The sequence below is a fragment of the Paenibacillus sp. JT22N15 genome, from assembly GCF_059383755.1.
Genome location: NZ_JBXENV010000008.1, coordinates 361,801 through 380,765, shown reverse-complemented (window position 1 = coordinate 380,765; position 18,965 = coordinate 361,801). Strand labels below are relative to the sequence as shown.

Below are 18,965 nucleotides of genomic sequence, written 5' to 3'. Positions count from 1 at the left end.
GCGACGGGTTACGGACCCAGGGGAACGACCGATCTGCCCCGGCTACTGACAAATACACCACCAAAATAAAAAGTGGTCAACCAGTAATAACTGGCTGACCTCATAATACGATGGTAACGATAGTTAAACATAAAGGGTTCCACATATTAGTCATGCATAATATGTAGAGCCCTTTATTTAACTTGATTTTTTTAAGTTTAGGTCTTGATAATTTTCAGTCTAGTACTATATTTTCCTTAGACAACCGAACTGTTTTTTTGTTTTTTACACTGTCCACTTGACAGGGAGCACTTCACTTTGAATGGAACACCACTAAATTGTGTAACTTCCTCGGGCTGAACCCATATGACTCATGATCATTTCGGCGGCCCGCTTGTAACCGCCAGCCTGGCGTAAAGATTCACCGATGAGGTAAGCCTGCCGTTTATAATGTGAATTGTGTAGGACTTCTGTTAACGCCTCTCTCAAATCAGTTGCACTGAGGTTATGTTTATTCAAAGTAATACCCGCGCCCAACTCCTGTACCCGATCTGCAACAAGAGGCTGATCTGACGTTAATGGGATCATCACCATCGGAACGTTGTAATATAGCGCCTCACTCGTGCTGTTCATTCCAGCATGTGTAATAAAAACATCTGTATGCTGCAGCATGTCCAACTGTGCAATGTATGGCTTGACGATAAAATTAGGAGGAATTTGTTCCGTCAGCGGCTCCATATCCGTGTATTTCCCTGAAGATAGAACAACATTCACGGGTAGATCCCCTAATGCTTCAAAGCAAAGCTGATAGAAATCCAAGTTCTTATTTAAAATCGTACCCATGGCAATGTACACGGTTTGAGGGTACCGTTCACGAAGCAGCTCGAACGAGAAGGCCGGAGCATCTTGACGTGTTATGATCGAAGGACCAGTGAAAATAAAACTATCATCCAGCTTTTCTGCCTGCGGCTGAAAATAACGGCTGGTGTACACGAGCTTTAACTGACCTGCATGTGCCGGAATCTCTTCCATGGCTGGAATACTCACTTGAAACTCTTCGGATAACTCAGTTGTTATCTTCATCGTTGTCTCATAAAGCTCCTTCGTCTCCGTCTCATTAAGGTCTGATCCAGACCCGAGAGGCTCTACAAAAGCAAAGGAGGCAATCGAACACACCGCGGGAATTCCCAGTTTTTCTGCAAGAATAGTCCCTCCCCATCCCATCAGGGAATCAAAGATTATATAGTCAAACTTTTGATTCTCTATTACTCGCAGCACATTGGGGATGATCCTCCGAATGATACCGCTTACCATCATATAAATGAACTGATAAGAATGCTTGTACTCCTGGGGTTTCAACACCGGATCATGAGAGAAGGCATCTTGTGGAAATGGATAGGTAAGTATCTGGGCACCAGTTTGTTCAATTCGGGAACGATACTCCTCCGTGCACACATAGATGACTTCCTCACCATTGTTCGTCAACTGAGTAACTAATCCTAACGACGGATTCACATGTCCTTCAGCTGGAGTAATGACTACTAATACACGTGCCATCTTATCCACCTCCCAATGCAATTTGTCCCCCGTTCTTCGTGATGTATTTAACGACGCGGCCGTCATCCGTTACATGGAAATGTTGTCCTTCACCTGGCTGATCGGATGATGTTCTTGATGAACGAGTTTGTTAATTCGTAGTGCTGCCAAGAAACTTAACAAGACCAATAGTAATTGCAGTGTTAACACGATCAAAACGCCTGTCGATATGCCCCATTGTAAAGTTTCGGACAAGGCAATCAGAGCGCCACCAACTCCAATGTTTACTCCCATATAGAAGGAATCCACAAATTGCAGATTCGCGGACATTTCTCCCTCTTTCCTGGGCATGGCATGTTGTAAAGCAATGGCTGCAGTAGTAGGGTTGGCCAATCCAACACCGAACCCTGTAATCATTTGCGAGAGAAGGATGAGTATAATTCCACCGTCCGTCAAAATAAGAGCCAGGATCACGAGTACAGTTCCAGCGATCATAATCCCAATGCCGGTCATGACTCTGCCCTTTCGGGCAAGACCTTGATCTCGTGCATCAAGCTTGGCTTGCAACCACGCTGCGGCGGACCAGCTCAGAGAACCTGCTGCTACAAGAAGGCCAGCAAGGTCAGCTGATAACCCCTTCACTTCGGTTAGTGCCAAGATCACAAAACTTTCCGTTGTAAAATAACAAGCAACATATAGCCCTCTGGAAACCAAAGTAGCAGGCAATCCTTTTTTTACCGAAAAAGTGCCCACAGGCAGCAGTTTACGCATTGGTGGGATCATGACGACTAATCCACCCAAAGTGAGTACTATGCCTTTCCAATCGGTTATCATACCAAGTCCTGTGAGTAACAGCCCCGTTCCAACGGCAAGTAGAATCGCATAAATAATCTTCGAGTCGGTTGCTCGCGCTGGACCTGTCAGATCTTGCCGAAGCTGCAAATCACGGAAAGAGCGGAATGTAAGACTGAGCGCCAATCCAATCAAAGGTAGAACGATCCAGAAAACATATCGCCACGAGATATAGGAAGCAATAAGGCCTGCTACATAAGGCCCGATCAAGGAAGGCAGTACAAATGCCATGGAGAATGCGGCCAGGATTTGAGTACGAAGTGCATCTGGATAATGCAATGTCACACAGGTATAAACGCATGTGATCAGGGCCCCCGCTCCAAAACCTTGAAGGGCTCTTCCGGCAATAAGCATGTGCATATCGAAAGAAATAGCGGAGACCACAGTTCCTAGCACAAAAACACTAAAAGATACCAGCATGGATGTAAAAACACCGCGCTTGTCAACCTGCTGACCCATAACCAAGGTTCCAATAAGCTGAGATAACAAAAATGCGCTGAAGATCCAACCGTATAAATGAATGCCCTCTAAACTTTGTGCCATTTTCGCGGCAATAGTCGTGATAGCCAGTCCTTCGAAAGCTACGGTTGCCAGAACCAGCATAATACCAATTGTAGGCGCCCTGTACTGAGCATCAAAAATCCCAATCTGATTGTTGTTTGTCTTCCACACCTCCGTAATTTGATGGTTATTATGGTAAATTAAACCTCTTATCATTCTGAATATACATTAAGCATTCCACTTTGTAAAGTTAAATGTTTAAAAAGTGGGGTCGTGCTCAAGAATATGATCCACATATTCAATAGGAGATTTTGCTTGAAAATATGCCATTTTCATTACAGTCAATTTGGAGAAGTTCATCCTGTAAGATCCAGGCATCTGTTTTTTCAGACCATTCTGAAACTGGCCCCGCATCCACACGAAACTTTGGCATTTGGATTATTCATGGTGAATCCGCCTAGCATTCCACTTTCTTCATAGTCAATCTCAAGACCATCAATATATGGAATACTGTTCGCGTGAACCAATATCCTAAAATGCTTTTTATTTAACACAATGTCTTCTTCTGCCTGCTGTTCATCCACGATAAGGGTATAAGATAAACCACTTCTTCCCCCTTCATCAACGCCTACTCTAAGGAAGGCATTTTGGATATTCGCACTAGGGCGTGTCAGAATTGTTCTTTTGACCAAGTTATCATGTTGAAGACCCTTTAAACGTCTGGAGAGGATCATTTCGGAAATGGAAGGAATGCTTTCGAAAATTTCACCGAATTTCTTCGGACCTTGAGAAAGGGTGCATAAAATATGGATCGTCCATTTCGTTCCGATGATGCGATAAGCTGTAAATATTTTATTCGGATCTTCAGTGAACAATGGTCTGTACACCCACCTTCTTATTCATCAGCATTCTTTAAAATGTATTTTTAACCGCTACACATCCTTAATGACGTGTAACGGTTTTTTTCATATTAGTGGCGTTACGAATTATTGAATTTATCTCTGATTTGGCGGATATAGATAAGTCTACTGGAAGTGCTTTGCTCAGTATCATGGTCGGATCGCTTGTGCTGGCACGTTCCGTTGATGATCTCAGCATGAGCGATAGCTTCCTTGCTGCAGGAAAACAATCGCCAAGAATTTACTGAAACATTCAATACCTACGTACGATGATAAAAAATTGACTTAATGCCTATGATACAGAGAATAATTTTCTTAAATCATCGTTACTGTTAAAAAAAGAGAAGAGACAAATATCACTTTTCAGTCGATATTCGTCTCTGTCTTTAGCTGCTATATTTAGTTTTAGTTTTCTAATATTCCATATATTGGTTACAAAATAGACAAGAAACTGTATGTTTTCCATGAATGATTTTGCATCATCATAGATAGGCGGATTACACCAATGTTCGACCATCATGTCGCATAGTTCTTTTGCACGCTCCTGCGATTGGAAATGTAAAAGGAGTTCAGTAAATCTTCTGGCGTCTTCGCATTTCCACTTTTGAAAACCCGCTTAATCACTTCATAAGATATAGGTCCGTTTTCATATACAACTGTTCCGTAAAAATCGAGAAATATTACTTTTATTATCGTTACCTCCATGTTTTATTTTGAAAATTCTATACCGATCTCCGCATCGAAGCCAAATTCACCCCCTGGTAAACCTTGTCGAGGAATTATGATAGACAGCCGCTGCATCCACTACTTTCAGAAAACGTAAAGCGTTCCTGTAGTCTTCATCCCTTCTTGAGTCAAATATGCTTTATGAATCACCTCAGACATGGAGTAACTCGTTCTTTTGAAGAGCCTTCATGTAGTTTTCTAAACTTATAAACCCATATACGAACTCTATCTTAATCTTGTATTCTAAACTTTTCAGTAATTTGTCTGTACGTCCACTTAGCTTCTTCATCTAAACGTAAGGCCTCTTGCCTTTTTTCCTTTGTGTATGATTTATTTGGCTGCTCTATCTTCCTCATAAAAAAATACACCCCCTAAAGTATCATCGGATTCCCATACGGGTTTTTCCAATATCCACTTTAAGGGGAGTACTTCGTAGTATGGGAAGGGGATCTTGGAATACTACTAATAGAGCTGTCTCAAAATGAATTGCGAGTTAAATGTTATCCTTGCCCTTTACTTGCTTGATAACTGCATCGTATCTGTTAATAAGTCTCCAATTGACGATCTAGCCAATTCAGCTTTCATGGCCTGCTCCGCAGAGAAATATAGAGGCTCTAAAGCAGAACTAATATTCCCTCCGATTGGACAGATAGGGTTTGGCGTACTGTGATGATAATCAAAAAGTTCTTTCTGCTCAACCGCTTCATAAACGTTTAATAACGAAATCTTCCTAGGCTCTACTGCCAAGCACCACCCTGCTCCTGTACCATGCCTTACATTGACCAGCCCCGCCTTGGATAACGTAGACAATATTCTGCGTATAAAAACGGGGTTGGTATTCACACTTTTTGCTATAAACTCTGAAGTCAAATATTCTTTTGAATGTTCTGTGGCACTGTAGGCCAACAAAGTCAATATATGCAGTGCAACGGTATAACGACTTACGACTGCCATTGATTTCCCTCCTCCATTCACGCTAGTAATGAATAGCGCCTGATTCAATATCTTGTTCTGTTACATAACAGAATGGACTTTTTCCGCAAGTTATTCTCGGCCGCATACTCAGCCAGAATAGAATCGAGTAGCCTTGTATGAGAAGCAAAGTTGCTGTGACTTCAAACTGCCCTTTTCCACTCGATTTATCATATCAGGATTTGATATCAGGTACAACGTCTAGCTGTATGAGTGGAGGCTCTCACACGGTTTGAGGTACTGTCAATCGCGGCCGCATAGATTCGATTTGATTTATACCGCAGCGATGCCTAGATTGACCAATTGACACACCGAACGTCAAAAATGCGGTTTTTGCGCTGTAATTTTGCATCGTTTGAACACAAGCCAAGTCTCACTATTCCGGAAGGAGGAGGAGGGATAGCTTATGAGGATATAGTTAATTTACGATAAAAGTATGAAAAGCAATTAGTTAATAATGCGAAGATAAATAATCCCCAAAATATATTAGCGTAAGCGATTGGGAAAGAATAATTATGTTGCCAACGCAGTGCACTAGATACCCCAGCAATACCAAATGCGCCACTTAAAAACTGTAAAAGTTGATATAGTCCTATACCAGAACTAATTTCCGATGGAGGAAGGATACGGGATATTTCATTAGAAACACTGCTTCCAAGCATCGTAAATCCAAGATTCATTAATAAAAAGACAAATATATTGGCGATCCAGAACCGAACGCCTATAATCGCAAATAGACATGTAGCTGCAAGAATAAGGATTGGTACAAAGCGTAGTATACTGCTATTGCCATTGCGATCAATTATGGCACCTATCTTCCGTGAGGCAAGCATAGACAACAACGCCCCTGGAAAAATAACAAAACCCGCCTGACTGGCACTTAAATTAAAATGATTTATTAACACCTGAGGAAGTAAGTATAAGGATGAGAAATTGCACAAATAAGCTAATATCCCTATTAACGATAATGAGATATAGGTTTTGTTTATGAATAAAGAAGGTTGAACAAATGGTTTTGGCGTACGAAGTATTCGAAAAACAAATAACACAAGCCCAAGTAGACCAATACATAAAGATGACCATGATTGATTAGTCAAAAAAAGGAGTATGCCAGCGGTGCCGATGCTGATATAACAGGCTCCCTGCACATCAAACTTTCCTTTTACAAATCGTTCTTTCGGTATTAGTCGAAATAGGAGAGGGACAAGTATCAATGTTAAAGATGAAATAGCAAAAAGGTATTGCCAACCCAAAAATTCTACGACAAATCCACCAGTAATCGGTCCAAGACCAAGACCAAGCGAAACGGAGGACATAATAATGGACATTGTTTTCCCTCGCCGCTTAATGGGCACATATCTGGTTAAGAGAACGATGGATAAAGATATAATAGCCCCAGCTCCAGCAGCTTGCATTATTCGGGCGATTAATAATACCCAAAAGTGATGACTAAAAAAACCTACAATAGAAGCAATTCCAGTAGTTATGAGGCTAGTTGTAAACAATAAATGGATGGGAACAAAGTCTGACAGCCTGCTATATGTAATCGAGGCAATAGCAAACATGATTGAATACCCTGTTATTGCTAAAGATATCGTTGATAAAGGCAATTCAAAAAAATGAGATAAATCTGATATGGCCAGATTGAACATAGCAGTGTTCATGATGACGAGCACAACTGCGAAGCCCACTAAGAATATAATCAGCCCTTCTTTTGGAAGAGCGGCCTCCATTTTTTGTGTAACAGGCTGGTTGGCTTCATTTGTGCTCATCCAATTTCTCCTTATCCAACGAGAAAAGCCCTGCTCACACAGGGCTAATGCTCTTAGTTTAAATGTTTTAAGATTTCGCTGTCGTAGGTTGTCCAGTCCGAAAAACGGGCTTCACTAACTTGTCGCACCCACAGTGGATTCGCTAGCAACGACCTTCCGATTGCGACCAAATCCGCCTCGTCCTGCCCCAGTATTTCCTCAAGCCGCTGGATTTGTTCCGTCTGCTCCCAAAAATCTTTTTCCAAGGCTACCGAGCCTACAGTTATAGTGGGTAGTCCTGTCAATTTCTTGGTCCATCCAGCCAGATTCAGTTGGGAATTCTCAAACTCCGGCTGCCAAAACTGTCGGGTGGAAGCATGAAATACATGGACCCCTGCATCGACTAGCGGGCTGAGGAATTGCTCCAGTTGCTTCGGTGTTTCTACCAGCTTGGCTTCATAATGATTTCCTTTCCATTGCGAGAAGCGGAACAGGATCGGAAAATCGGAACCAACGGCTTGACGGCATGCCTGAACGACCTCAGCCGCAAAGCGGGTACGGCTTATGAAATCCCCACCGTATTTGTCCGTTCTTCTATTGGTTTTTGCCCAGAAAAACTGATCAATCAAGTAGCCATGTGCTCCGTGAATTTCAATTCCGTCAAAACCAGTTTGCTTTGCTGCGGCAGCAGCCTGCGCATAGGCCGACACCAAATCTGCGATTTCGCTTTCAGACATTGGTTCGTTAACTTTATTGCCATCGGCATCCAGACCCGATGGACCGATTGGTAATGCCTCCGGATTGGGCAAGCTTCCTATTTTTCTTGCGGTTCCCAGGTGCCATAATTGAGGAACAATTTTCCCACCCTCTTCATGGACAGAAGCAACAACCTTTGCCCACCCTTTGAGCGCCTCCTCTCCGTGAATATGCGGCCAATTTGGACTGGCCGATGCAGCGGGATGATCAATAAGGGTTCCTTCTGTTATTATCAGACCCACACCGCTTTCCGCATGGCGACGGTAATAGGCTGCTACATTTTCATCAGGAACCCCATTTTCAGAAAAACCTCTTGTCATAGGAGCCATGACAATCCGATTTTTTAAGGAGAGGCCGGAAATCTCAACCGGCTTGAATAAGCTATCTCGTACTGACTTTAAACGTTGATCTACCATTTTTCATGTCATCCTTTCGTTTCCATAAAATCAGATCCATTCGGAATTAAAAAAAGAGCAATAAAATAGCTATATACTATAACTGTGGTCGTTCATAAATCGCTGAAAAAATTGACGGGTTCTCTCTTCCTTAGGCTGATTGAACAAGAGCTCCGGCGTTCCCTCTTCGATGATCTTCCCGTCTGTCATAAAAATCACATGATTTGCGACTTCACGAGCAAAATTCAACTCATGCGTGACGATCATCATCGTAATCCCTTCTCTTGCAATGTTGCGAATGACTGCTAGCACTTCCCCTACAAGCTCGGGATCAAGCGCAGAGGTAGGCTCATCGAACAAAATAATTTCCGGATCCAGTGCAAGTGCCCGGGCAATTCCTACACGCTGCTGCTGACCGCCTGAAAGCTGGCTTGGATACGACTCCAATTTATCGGACAATCCTACCTTTTCCAATACGGCTGCGGCTTTCTCCTTCGCTGCGGTTTTACTTTGTTTCTGGGCGACGATCAGGCCTTCCATCACATTTTCCAATACGGTCTTATGCTTAAACAAATTATAATGTTGAAACACCATGGCCGTTTTTCGGCGTAATCGAAGCACCTCCCGTTTGGTTGGTTTTTGGCAGGAAACCATCGTATCCCCAACCGTAACCACGCCCTCATCCGCCTTATCTAAAAAATTGACGCAGCGAAGCAATGTGGATTTTCCTGAACCGCTCGGGCCTAGAACCGTCGTGACTTCTCCTGTCTGCACCAAAAGATCAATACCCTTCAGCACCTCATGTTTACCGTATGATTTGTGCAAGTTTGTCAATTTGATCATGCTACTCCCCCGTCGCTATAACTCTTCCAACGTTTCTCCAAGACAGCCGCAATTCGTTCAATGAACAATACAACTCCCCAGTAAATCAACGCCGCAGCCATTAGCGGTTCAAGGAAGCTCCACTTTTGGCTCCCCAACATCATCGCGACTCCGTTGATCTCCAGTAGAGTGACCAAATAAGCCAAAGAAGAACCATGCAAAATACCTACTATTAAGTTGCATATCCCAGGAATACTGGCGCCAAGCGCTTGTGGAAAAACAACTCGATAAACCGCCTGAAACGTCGTCATCCCGACTGAGTATGCCGCTTCCAACTGCCCCTCCGGTACGGCCATAAATCCTGATCTAATAATTTCTGACATATATGCTCCAGCCGTAAGAGACAAAGCTGCTATGACCAATGCAGTCAATGGAATATCTTTGGAGTAAATTCCCCAATGATATTGAGTCGCTATCACATCCCAAACCATAGGAAGGCCTAAATATACAATGTACAAATGCAAGACGACAGGCGTTCCCCTTGTGAAAGATACATAGAACTCAGCGAGTGGATGAAGAATCACTGTTTTTTTCAAACGAATCAAGGCCACTGTCAGCCCAACGATTAAACCGATGACAATTGACGAGATGGTAATATACAAGGTAAGCGGTAAGGCACCAACAATTTGGTTCAAAGCTTCCCAAAAAAATGAAAAATCGAAAGTAATCGATGCCACCTCCCGAATGTTAACGTACGGACAGCTATTAGAGGTCTGACTTTCACTTCTTCGCCGCGTACCATTCCTGCAAATATTTTCCCATCGTCCTAGCGATCGCTTTCATCCCGCCAACACCAGCAATGGCTTCCGCTTCTGAATTATAATTCGTATTCGTATTGATATCGTACGTATAAGCGGTTCCCTCTCGATCCGTAATAAATTCTATACCGGCAAAGCTAATGCCGTTTTTCTTTAACATTGCTTCATAAACCGGGATAAGCGGACTTTCAAACGACTCTAAGACTTGAAATTTCGCTTTAACTGCCTGACCAGGCGCCGGGCAAAATCTGTCGCCAATTTGGCATGCATCGGCTGGGCACAGCTCGAAACCTTCGGACGTATCGACACGGACAGCGTAATAAAATTTTCCATCGATAAATTCACATCGGGTAATATATTGCTCTTCGTTATGAATGTACTGCTGCAGCAGTGTAATCCCGTCGATTGGTTCTTCGAACGACGGACTATTCACATACCGTTCCAGATCTTCATACTTGTCGAACAGGTAAACACCCAGCCCTTTACCTGCCCGATTATGCTTGGTTATGAAAGGACGATAAGGGAAACGGCTTGCTTCTTGCAACAGCTCTTCCTTGCCGACCGCTGCAACAGTAAAAGGAATTTCCACCCCATAGGAACGCAGTTCCAGATATTGTTTGATTTTGCTAAGCTCCAGTTCAAGCGCACGGCTCTCGTTGAGCACCTTACGACCATGATGCTCAAGCCAAGCCAATACATTCGATGTATATTCAGGAGCAAAGCGATGTCCTCTCGTATGGGAAGAAGCACTCATCCGATTGTAAAAAACCCCTTGGGGAGGAGCTTGACTGATGTCGAGCACACCATGATCGAGATGCCATAATTCATACGGGATATTTTCTTCTTCCAACGCTTGTTTTAAAGGTTCGACCCAGCTATCATTCTCATGTATCACATACGTTTTTGCCATTATTGTGACATTCCTTTCAGTCCGCACTTCCACTTTGTATGCTGACTCTCCGGCGTGCGGACTACCTATTTCAGCTGCTTGTCATGATACGTGTATATCGTTGCATTTTATGCTCTATGCGCGCGAACACATATTGAAGTGTCAAACAGATGATATAATAAATAATCGCTAAGCTGATATAAACTTCAAGCAACCGATAAGAAACGAGTCCGATTGCTTCTCCACGTCCCATCATATCCATCACTCCTACGGAAAAAGCGAGCGAGGTATCCTTCAGACTCGCTACTACTACATTTGACAGATGGGGCATGGCTATGCGAAATGCTTGTGGAAATACGATGCGGAAGAAGGTGCTCCAGCCTGTCATACCGACGGAGGCCGCCGCTTCAGACTGCCCCCGATCAACGCTATCGACAGCAAGCCGATAGATTTCAGCCAGAGAAGCACCGGTATTCAGCCCGAATGTAAGCACAACAAACACGGCAGGAGAGACCCTCGATAAGTCCACGCCTAGAGGTTTCAGCAATTCCGGCAGCCCATAAAAGATCAGGATGAGTTGAATAATAATTGGCGTACCCCGAAAAAAAGAAATACAGGCCCCACTCCATCCGTTCACAATCGGCCATTTGTACAGACGGGGGGCAGCTAGAAGCGCCCCCACGACGCTACCAAGAATCAATGACAAGACGAGAATCATCAATGAAACAGGCAAATAGTGTATTAAAATAAGCAAGTATTTCACAACCGATTGCCAATCAAAAGTGTTTCCCATTCATTCGACTCACCTTTTTAACATTATTGATAATCCCTTTTCAGCCATTGTTCCGCCAATTTTGTCAGCGTCCCGTCCTCCTTCATTGCTTTTAACGCTTCATCCACCGCATTACTGAACACCGAACCATCCTTTTGGCGGAAAGCGAAATATACGCCCGATTCTGTATGAAGATTTTCGCCAATCAGTTTCAATTGAGCGTTAGCATCACGATTTAAGCTTTTTGCCAGACCTGAATCGATGACCGTTGCATCCACACGACCAGACTTAAGTTGATTAACCGCATTTGTATAATCACCATATATCACTTTGATTTCATTTTGATGATCTTTATTGTATTTTTCGACAAGTGCAGCTGAACTGGTCGACGGTGGGACAATGACGGTCTTTCCTTTCAAATCATCAATGGAATGAATGCTCGTGTTGGATTCATTGACAGCCACCAATAATTCAGATGAATCATAGAATTCTTTATTGAAGAGATATTTAGTTCTTCTTTCTTCATTTTGTTCCAGATGCATCGCAATAAAGTCAATTTTTTGAGCTTCCAGACTTAAAAACAAATTTGGAAAGTCCATCGTTTCGAATTCAAACTCGTATTGCGGCAACCTTCTATCGATTTCCCGTACAACCTCCACATCATACCCAGTCAGCTTCCCAGCATCGTCAAGAAAAGATACGTTTTTAATAACGGCCGACGTCCCGACTTTAATCAACTGTGGTTTCTCTTCGTTCGATGGAGACGAGCCGTTGACCGAGGTAACTGCCTCATTGTTCGCTGCTCCGCATCCTGTCAGAGAAATAGCAATGATAAGAGAGATTGATACTATCAATATATTTTTGAAATTCAAAATCCTCATTCAAATTTGCCTCCAATAATTATTTTTCTACGTTATCGTTTCACACGGTTTCCGTTTGGCTGTATCGATTCTGAGGAATGGGTAAGCCAAGATTTCCACGGAAGGTATCTTTGTCATATTCAGTACGGAATAATCCCCTCTGCTGAAGGATGGGGACGACAAGGTCTACAAATTCATCAAATGCGCCTGCTTCACTTTCTCCTACAATAAAACCGTCTGCAGCTCCAGTTTCAAACCATTTCTGAATTTCATCCGCAACCTTTTCCGGAGTTCCAATAAACGGATGGCGTGGGTGTGTCACCTGCAGTGCCACTTCACGGAGAGTCCAGCCATTTTCTTTTGCTTCCCTCTTGAGACGTTCTTGTCCCCCTTTAAATGCATTACTTCCTATATCACCAATATCAGGAAATGGCTGATCTAATGGAAATTGCGCGAAATCGTAATGATCAAAGAAACGTCCCAAATAATTCAAAGTATCTTCCGGACTAAGCAGATTTCCGATTTCATGAAATTTGGCGTCTGCCTCTTCTTGCGTATTGCCCAGGATGGGCTGAATACTTGGCAAAATGGAGAGCGATTCGGGATCTCTTCCCAACTCAGATGCTTGTTTCTTCAAATCTTGATAGTAATCCCTTGCATTCTCAATAGATACCAAGTTTGTGAATATGCAATCGGCATGAGCGGAGGCAAATTTGCGCCCGATGGAAGACGTTCCCGCTTGAAAGATCACCGGTTGCCCCTGCCGTGATCTTGAAATGTTCAACGGTCCACGCACCGAAAAATATTCCCCTTTATGATTCAGCGTGTGCAACTTACCTTGATCAAAGAAAACGCCATTTTCCTTGTCACCAATAAATGCATCGTCCTCCCACGAATCCCAAAGTCCTTTGACTACCTTAAGATACTCCTCGGCAATATGATAACGATCGTCATGTTCCGGGTGTGCCTTGCCATAATTTAATGCAGAGCCTTCCAGTGGGGAGGTTACAACATTCCAGCCCGCACGGCCTTTACTGATATGATCCAGAGAGGCCAGTTGCCTGGATATTGTAAAAGGCTCGCTATAAGAGGTGGAAATTGTCGCTACCAAGCCTACATGCTTGGTCACCGTTGCCAATGCAGACAAAATCGTAAGCGGCTCGAAGCGATTAAGAAAATGAGGTAACGATTTTTCATTAATAAATAAACCGTCCGCGACAAAGAGCAAATCAAACTTGCCCAATTCCGCCTTCTGTGCCTGATGAATGTAATGATCGATGTCCACACTTGCTTTAATATTCGCTTGTGGTCTTCGCCAAGCGACATGACTTGCTCCAACTCCGGTTAATCCTAACCCTAATTTCAATTGTTTAGTCATCTAATTTTCTCTCCTTTTTGATATTGCTTTATACCATCAGACAGCCACTCGTAGGCCTGTATTCTTTGCTCAAATTCATGAGCTGTGGGTAAAATCATCACTTCTTCAATGTTATGAAGCAGGCTGATTTCATGAATTTTGTTAAGCAACGTCTCTTTTGTTCCATAAAGAAGGCTTGTCGGTTCGGCTTTAATTGTATAGGGTTCATTGGCTTGTTGCCCTAACCGTTCAGCAAGCTCTAGCGAAAAGATGGAAATGGTTTTTCCGCTGTCGAAGTGAACCTTGTAGGTTATTTTTTCATCAGCCAGCCGCTTAGCCTCTTCTTCGGTATCGGCAAAAAGCACCGATAAGGCTAAAATGAGCCCGGGGGTTCTTCCTTTGGAGAAGTTGAACCTTGTTCTGTATACAGATAAGGAATTCTTGAGTAATTGCTCATCTCCATTAATAAAATGGGCATATACAAAAGGGAGCCCCTGTTTGGCCGCCAGCTCAGCACTGGATTCTCCTGTCCCTAGCACATGTAGCTCGGGTGGAACGGATGGTAAAGGCTGTGCCCGGAGTCCTTCAACCCCCTCCGACTGCAAGTAAAGATCCAGATGCTCCATTTTCTCAGTAAAAGGTATCGTTTCAGAATGTACTGCTGGCGACAATGCCCGCGTAGTAACTGGCAATCCTCCAGGCCCCCTCCCCACGCCAAGATCTACCCTGCCAGGAGCCAGCACAGACAACAAATTGAAGTTCTCCGCAACCTTGTATGGACTATAGTGCTGAAGCATCACACCGCCGGAACCTATACGTATACGATCGGTTTTGGAAATCAAATGAGAAATGAACACCTCAGGAGAAGATCCAGCCAATACTTCGGAGCCATGGTGCTCTGATACCCAGAAGCGATGAAATCCCAGTTCATCCGCTTTTTGCGCCAATCTTACTGTGTTCAATATTCCCTGTGCCGGATTTTCCCCTTCATTTGTAGGACTGCGGTCCAGCACGCTCAATTTAATGGACATCTGCTTCACCTCATTTTCGATTACAAGTTTTTTTTGAGAATTACAGAACTTCCACGTTCCCCTTTTTCACTTTCAAATACCAGTTCATATCCCCGTCTTTTGTACATGTCAATCAGCCAAGGGTGGCGAGTCGAGGTTGCCAAGGTAACCGCTGATGCTCGCAAGTCCCGGCGAATGATCGCCTCTACCTCGTCAAGCAATCTTCCACCTATTCCCTTTCTTTCATAGCTGGGATCCGTAGCAAACCACCATATAAACGGGAAGTCGTACGGGTAATCTATCACTTTTCGAACCGACTCGGCCTTCGCAACTGAGACCGTAGAAATGATTACATTATCAATTAGTAAAATGTAGCACCGATTAAGATTGATATTGTTTTCCACCATGTTCAGATCTGCTGAAGCAGCCGGAAAATCAAGCCCAAGTTCGCGTATTGATTCGTATGCCCGATGCGTCAATTCCAAAATCCGTGGGGCATCTGTAAGCGTGGCTAATCTGATCACCTCTGCCATTGGGGGTCTTCCTTTCCTCTATAATTAATTAAACATATAAAAATAATCGGATTTATAAGCGCAGTGAGTGTAACTATTTCAGTTTCATTTAAGGCATAAAAAAAGAAACACCCCTCCTGTCTTTGGAATGTTTCCGCTAGTACGGTCAACATAATCGCGTAAATTATGTACTTGAAACAGGCACTCATTAATTTATTCCGATAGAACTAATATAGTTACAGTCATTCAATTTGTCAACTGATTAATTTAACTTCTTACCATTCATATTTAAATTTTGTTATCAAACCCCTTCATAAAATCTCTGAGCAGCGGTATTATCAGCATCAACCAACAAATAATTTAATTATTTTTAAACAATACGAGAAGTTGCCTGCATTCTGGACGGTTTATGCTCATTTTCACTTCCTGAACGCTTAACATCTTTTTCTCACAGCCTTTCATAAGTTCAGCCATTGCGCTTTTAGGGATCAGTAGCATCACGAACATATTGCTTGCTCAAATCGAAGCGGTTGGTTACCAAAAAGAGTAGATTACCTTCTGAGTCATGGGTTTGTACCATGCGCAGAACCGACTTCATTTTTTTCTGCTGCGATCCAATTCGGACATGCCAATCGGCTGAAACCACGCTGTCATCTGGGATCACGAGTTCCTTCAGCGGCTCAATATGCGTATTGCTTTTCAAACGAGTGACGAACCAAATTCCGTTTCGGCAGTAGCGATCAAGGGCCGCGTAGTCGATATAACCGCGGTCAAACTCATAGGTAACTCCCGGTTCATGAACAAGCTCATCCAACTGAGTGCGGTCATTTTTCTTCGCTACGGTCACAGTCGCCTTCTCCGGGATCACATCCTGTTCACTGAGAAAGCAAAGACGCATATGAATTTTAATACCGGCCTTTGTCTTGCGGAACTCCGCCCACTTGAATTTTTGCAGACACAACGTCACCGTAGTCGAGTCGATGATTTTGATCTTGTAACGGTGGGCAGACGTACCTCGGCGTGACAACGCAAGTTTAGCCAGTTGTTCGAATACCTGTCGCAATATCTCTGGATCAACCTGCTTATGTTTGCGGCTGAGCTGAGCAGCCGAAATAGAGGTCAGACCAAGCTCACGCTGCAAGTCTTCACATAAGAGATCGTCAGCGATATGACGCAAGCCTTCGCGTCCTTGCAACTGCTTTTGCAGATATGACAGAAATAATTGAAGATTCAGGAAACATTAATGCAACGCTAGTGCTTTACGGTAATAAATACTAACACTTTGTGCAATGAGTACTGGAAAAAGACCGATTAAAGCTGCTGGAAAACCTGCAGGCATGAGCAGGGCCGATACAAAAATTAACAGTCCTTGTATGAGAAAGTATACCCATGGTCGATCTTTAACGAGACTATGACTGTTCCAATGAAAAACGGCATGCAGCGAAATCACTACTAAAAATATTAAACTCTGCACTAAACGCGGATCTAGCATATTCTGCAAAATAATGGTTGCTGCATAAACAAGCCCCACCCATAATAAAATAGGAGCCCTTGATATGCTTAGCTCATATATCCTGTTTCTTTCCATCTCCCCACCTCTTTATGTACCATTATATACGCAAATCCAAAAATATAAATGTACGTTGGTACATGCCCGTTCGTACAAGGAGATAACGACTCCCAGTGCTTGCTGCCATTAAATATAAGCAGGATACTTTACCTATTTGTGATTGATGTTAAAATGTGTCACGAAATCCACTTCGCTAATAAGTGCCATTCCTAGCTAGCTTAGTGGCATCCTTTTAGAAAAAGCATCCATTCGGATAATTTTATCGATTATGAAATGGAGAATCAGCCATGAGACCAAGCCCGTTTCTCAAAGGACGTAACCTTTTCGTTTCTCATACTCCAATCATAGTGACTTTTAGCAGAGAAACACCTTTTTTTAATTCAGCATCAGCATGACTTTGTGGAGATCGCATATGTAGCGGAAGGCGAAGGTATTCATTTCATCGAAAACAAGAAATTTCTAGTTTCACGAGGCGATGTGTTTATCATACCCAGGGGAGTAGCACATGTGTTTCAGCCCTTTGATTTATTAGGCCAACATCCGTTTAAGGTGTGGAATTGCATCTATAAACCCTTCCGGAAATTAGCGAATATCAATATCCAATCCATACGACGTTGCAGTATATGGTATCCCATTTCAACAAACCTTTATCGGCGAGCGAAATCAGTCATCAAGCAGCTTTGAGTCTTCGGCATTTCCAGCGTCTATTCAAGCAAATAACGGGAGCATCCTTTATCAAGATGCTGCAACATATTCGAATACTGTACAGCGTATGGCTGCTGCAACACACTGACCGAAGCATACAATCAATCGGACAGGAGGTCGGCATTAGCGACATGAAACACTTTTATTATTTATTTCAAAAACGTTTGGGCATGACGCCCGCAGCATTTCGAATACAACATGATATTCCATTTGCCAACACATTTTTTGATGAATTATCCGTTTGGCATGAATGACTATAGATATATTCCTTCCTTTTGTTTAAGGTTACGATGAGAGCATCAAAAAAATGAAAGCGAGGCTGGAATATGTATATGCATCATAAGCAATCGCTGGACCATTTCGTAGAAACGCTGAAATCTGATCCCCACCTATTAGCCGTCATAACGGCTGGCTCCATCGCCAAAGGTACGGCCAAGGCAACATCAGATATCGACGTTTATTTGCTTGTAACGGATCAAGAATTTGAAGAGCGGAAGAAAACCAATGCATTGTCTTACACCACTCATGAATTTTGCAAATATGAAGATGGCTATATAGATGTCAAAATCATCAATATGCGGTTTCTGGAGCTGGCAGCCGAGAAAGGCAGCGAGCCGACTCGCGCTTCGTTTACAGGTTCGCAGGCTTACTACTCCATCGTTCCAGGGTTAAATGAACTGCTAACCAAAATATCAGTATATCCTGAGCAGAATAGAAACCAAAACATTAAAGATTTTCAAGCACAGGTGATGCTTTACGGTTATTATTTTGCAGGGGAAGCCGTCAAAAAGGATAACCCGTACCTACTGTCACATGCCGTCAGCAATCTGGTCTTATTCGGAAGCCGAATCATCTTAGCGCACAATCGGATATTGTTTCCTTGCCACAAGTCCATGATGGCTGAAGTCGAAAAAGCACCAGAAAAACCGCATGCCTTTATCGGCCTTTGCCATGAGCTGCTGTTAAATCCGACCCATGAAAAATGCATGGAATTAACGGAGGTCACACTAGGTTTTCTAGACTTGGAATTATCGTCTGAGCAGGCGGTCACTCTATTTATTCAGAACAATGAATGGAACTGGGTGGATCAGTCCCCTCCTTTGCAAGACAGATAGCTAGCTAGATAAATCAAAAAACAGCCGCTGAAGCTTCAACGGTTCAGAGGCTGTTGCTGTTACTATTGCTATTTCAGTTCTATGGTTCAGTAAAACCGCGATCATATTGCTTGATCAACTATAGCCATGCTAGTATATCAATTAATGGAATGCTATAAAATATACATA

18 protein-coding genes and 3 pseudogenes are annotated in these 18,965 nt (G+C 43.1%); 3 read left to right on the top strand and 18 right to left on the bottom strand.

Translation table 11 applies throughout. The features are described from left to right. Positions 1–312 precede the first annotated feature (312 nt). The 18 genes and pseudogenes from AC50X8_RS18330 to AC50X8_RS18245 form a co-directional block, all read right to left on the bottom strand. Complete coding sequence (locus AC50X8_RS18330) at positions 313–1,536, bottom strand: macrolide family glycosyltransferase (protein WP_494861565.1); 1,224 nt, start codon at positions 1,534–1,536, stop codon at positions 313–315. A gap of 69 nt (positions 1,537–1,605) precedes the next feature. Next, positions 1,606–2,970, bottom strand: coding sequence for an MFS transporter (locus AC50X8_RS18325; protein ID WP_494862302.1), 1,365 nt, complete (start codon positions 2,968–2,970; stop codon positions 1,606–1,608). A 284-nt stretch (positions 2,971–3,254) separates the two neighbouring features. Further along, positions 3,255–3,560 carry a HesB/IscA family protein gene (locus AC50X8_RS18320; RefSeq protein ID WP_494880788.1) on the bottom strand — a complete coding sequence of 102 codons (306 nt, stop codon included), beginning with the start codon at positions 3,558–3,560 and terminating at the stop codon, positions 3,255–3,257. Continuing rightward, a pseudogene (locus AC50X8_RS18315) lies at positions 3,549–3,755 on the bottom strand (winged helix-turn-helix transcriptional regulator); the annotation flags it as partial. The gene AC50X8_RS18320 and the pseudogene AC50X8_RS18315, both read right to left, overlap by 12 nt. A 723-nt stretch (positions 3,756–4,478) precedes the next feature. After that, positions 4,479–4,608: pseudogene (gene proA / locus AC50X8_RS18310) on the bottom strand (glutamate-5-semialdehyde dehydrogenase); the annotation flags it as partial. A 398-nt stretch (positions 4,609–5,006) separates the two neighbouring features. Further along, entirely contained in the window at positions 5,007–5,447 is a 441-nt protein-coding gene (locus AC50X8_RS18305) for an Rrf2 family transcriptional regulator (protein WP_056038957.1), read from the bottom strand. A gap of 422 nt (positions 5,448–5,869) precedes the next feature. After that, positions 5,870–7,237: an MFS transporter gene (locus AC50X8_RS18300; RefSeq protein ID WP_494880765.1), complete on the bottom strand. Its 1,368-nt coding sequence runs from the start codon at positions 7,235–7,237 to the stop codon at positions 5,870–5,872. A gap of 53 nt (positions 7,238–7,290) precedes the next feature. Beyond that, positions 7,291–8,388 (bottom strand): NADH:flavin oxidoreductase, encoded by a 1,098-nt coding sequence (locus tag AC50X8_RS18295; protein ID WP_494880763.1) that lies wholly within the window; start codon positions 8,386–8,388, stop codon positions 7,291–7,293. A 69-nt stretch (positions 8,389–8,457) separates the two neighbouring features. Next, entirely contained in the window at positions 8,458–9,210 is a 753-nt protein-coding gene (locus AC50X8_RS18290; RefSeq protein WP_056038966.1) for an amino acid ABC transporter ATP-binding protein, read from the bottom strand. Further along, positions 9,207–9,926, bottom strand: a complete 720-nt coding sequence (locus AC50X8_RS18285) for an amino acid ABC transporter permease (protein WP_327204932.1) — start codon at positions 9,924–9,926, stop codon at positions 9,207–9,209. Before AC50X8_RS18285 ends, AC50X8_RS18290 begins: the two co-directional genes overlap by 4 nt. A gap of 43 nt (positions 9,927–9,969) precedes the next feature. Further along, positions 9,970–10,917: an ATP-grasp domain-containing protein gene (locus AC50X8_RS18280; RefSeq protein ID WP_494880761.1), complete on the bottom strand. Its 948-nt coding sequence runs from the start codon at positions 10,915–10,917 to the stop codon at positions 9,970–9,972. A 70-nt stretch (positions 10,918–10,987) separates the two neighbouring features. Then, a complete protein-coding gene (locus AC50X8_RS18275; RefSeq protein WP_056038974.1) occupies positions 10,988–11,689 on the bottom strand; it encodes an amino acid ABC transporter permease in 702 nt (233 codons plus the stop codon). A gap of 23 nt (positions 11,690–11,712) precedes the next feature. Then, positions 11,713–12,549, bottom strand: coding sequence for a transporter substrate-binding domain-containing protein (locus tag AC50X8_RS18270; protein ID WP_494880759.1), 837 nt, complete (start codon positions 12,547–12,549; stop codon positions 11,713–11,715). 40 nt (positions 12,550–12,589) lie between these two features. Continuing rightward, positions 12,590–13,906 carry an LLM class flavin-dependent oxidoreductase gene (locus AC50X8_RS18265; protein ID WP_056038979.1) on the bottom strand — a complete coding sequence of 439 codons (1,317 nt, stop codon included), beginning with the start codon at positions 13,904–13,906 and terminating at the stop codon, positions 12,590–12,592. Then, positions 13,903–14,916 (bottom strand): MsnO8 family LLM class oxidoreductase, encoded by a 1,014-nt coding sequence (locus AC50X8_RS18260; RefSeq protein ID WP_494880757.1) that lies wholly within the window; start codon positions 14,914–14,916, stop codon positions 13,903–13,905. The genes AC50X8_RS18265 and AC50X8_RS18260 overlap by 4 nt, the downstream gene beginning before the upstream one ends. 20 nt (positions 14,917–14,936) lie before the next feature. Next, on the bottom strand, positions 14,937–15,428 hold the full coding sequence (locus AC50X8_RS18255) for a GNAT family N-acetyltransferase (protein WP_056038984.1): 492 nt from the start codon (positions 15,426–15,428) through the stop codon (positions 14,937–14,939). Positions 15,429–15,888: 460 nt separating this feature from the next. Next, positions 15,889–16,614: an IS4 family transposase gene (locus AC50X8_RS18250; protein ID WP_494880786.1), complete on the bottom strand. Its 726-nt coding sequence runs from the start codon at positions 16,612–16,614 to the stop codon at positions 15,889–15,891. 33 nt (positions 16,615–16,647) lie between these two features. Next, positions 16,648–16,995 carry a hypothetical protein gene (locus AC50X8_RS18245; protein ID WP_494880755.1) on the bottom strand — a complete coding sequence of 116 codons (348 nt, stop codon included), beginning with the start codon at positions 16,993–16,995 and terminating at the stop codon, positions 16,648–16,650. Between the two features lie 357 nt (positions 16,996–17,352). Between AC50X8_RS18245 and AC50X8_RS18240 the strand changes: the two are divergent. The 3 genes and pseudogenes from AC50X8_RS18240 to AC50X8_RS18230 form a co-directional block, all read left to right on the top strand. Further along, positions 17,353–17,661: pseudogene (locus tag AC50X8_RS18240) on the top strand (cupin domain-containing protein); the annotation flags it as partial. Beyond that, entirely contained in the window at positions 17,601–17,936 is a 336-nt protein-coding gene (locus AC50X8_RS18235) for a helix-turn-helix domain-containing protein (RefSeq protein ID WP_081418943.1), read from the top strand. The pseudogene AC50X8_RS18240 and the gene AC50X8_RS18235, both read left to right, overlap by 61 nt. Positions 17,937–18,008: 72 nt before the next feature. After that, positions 18,009–18,797, top strand: a complete 789-nt coding sequence (locus AC50X8_RS18230) for a nucleotidyltransferase domain-containing protein (RefSeq protein WP_494880753.1) — start codon at positions 18,009–18,011, stop codon at positions 18,795–18,797. Positions 18,798–18,965 lie beyond the last annotated feature (168 nt).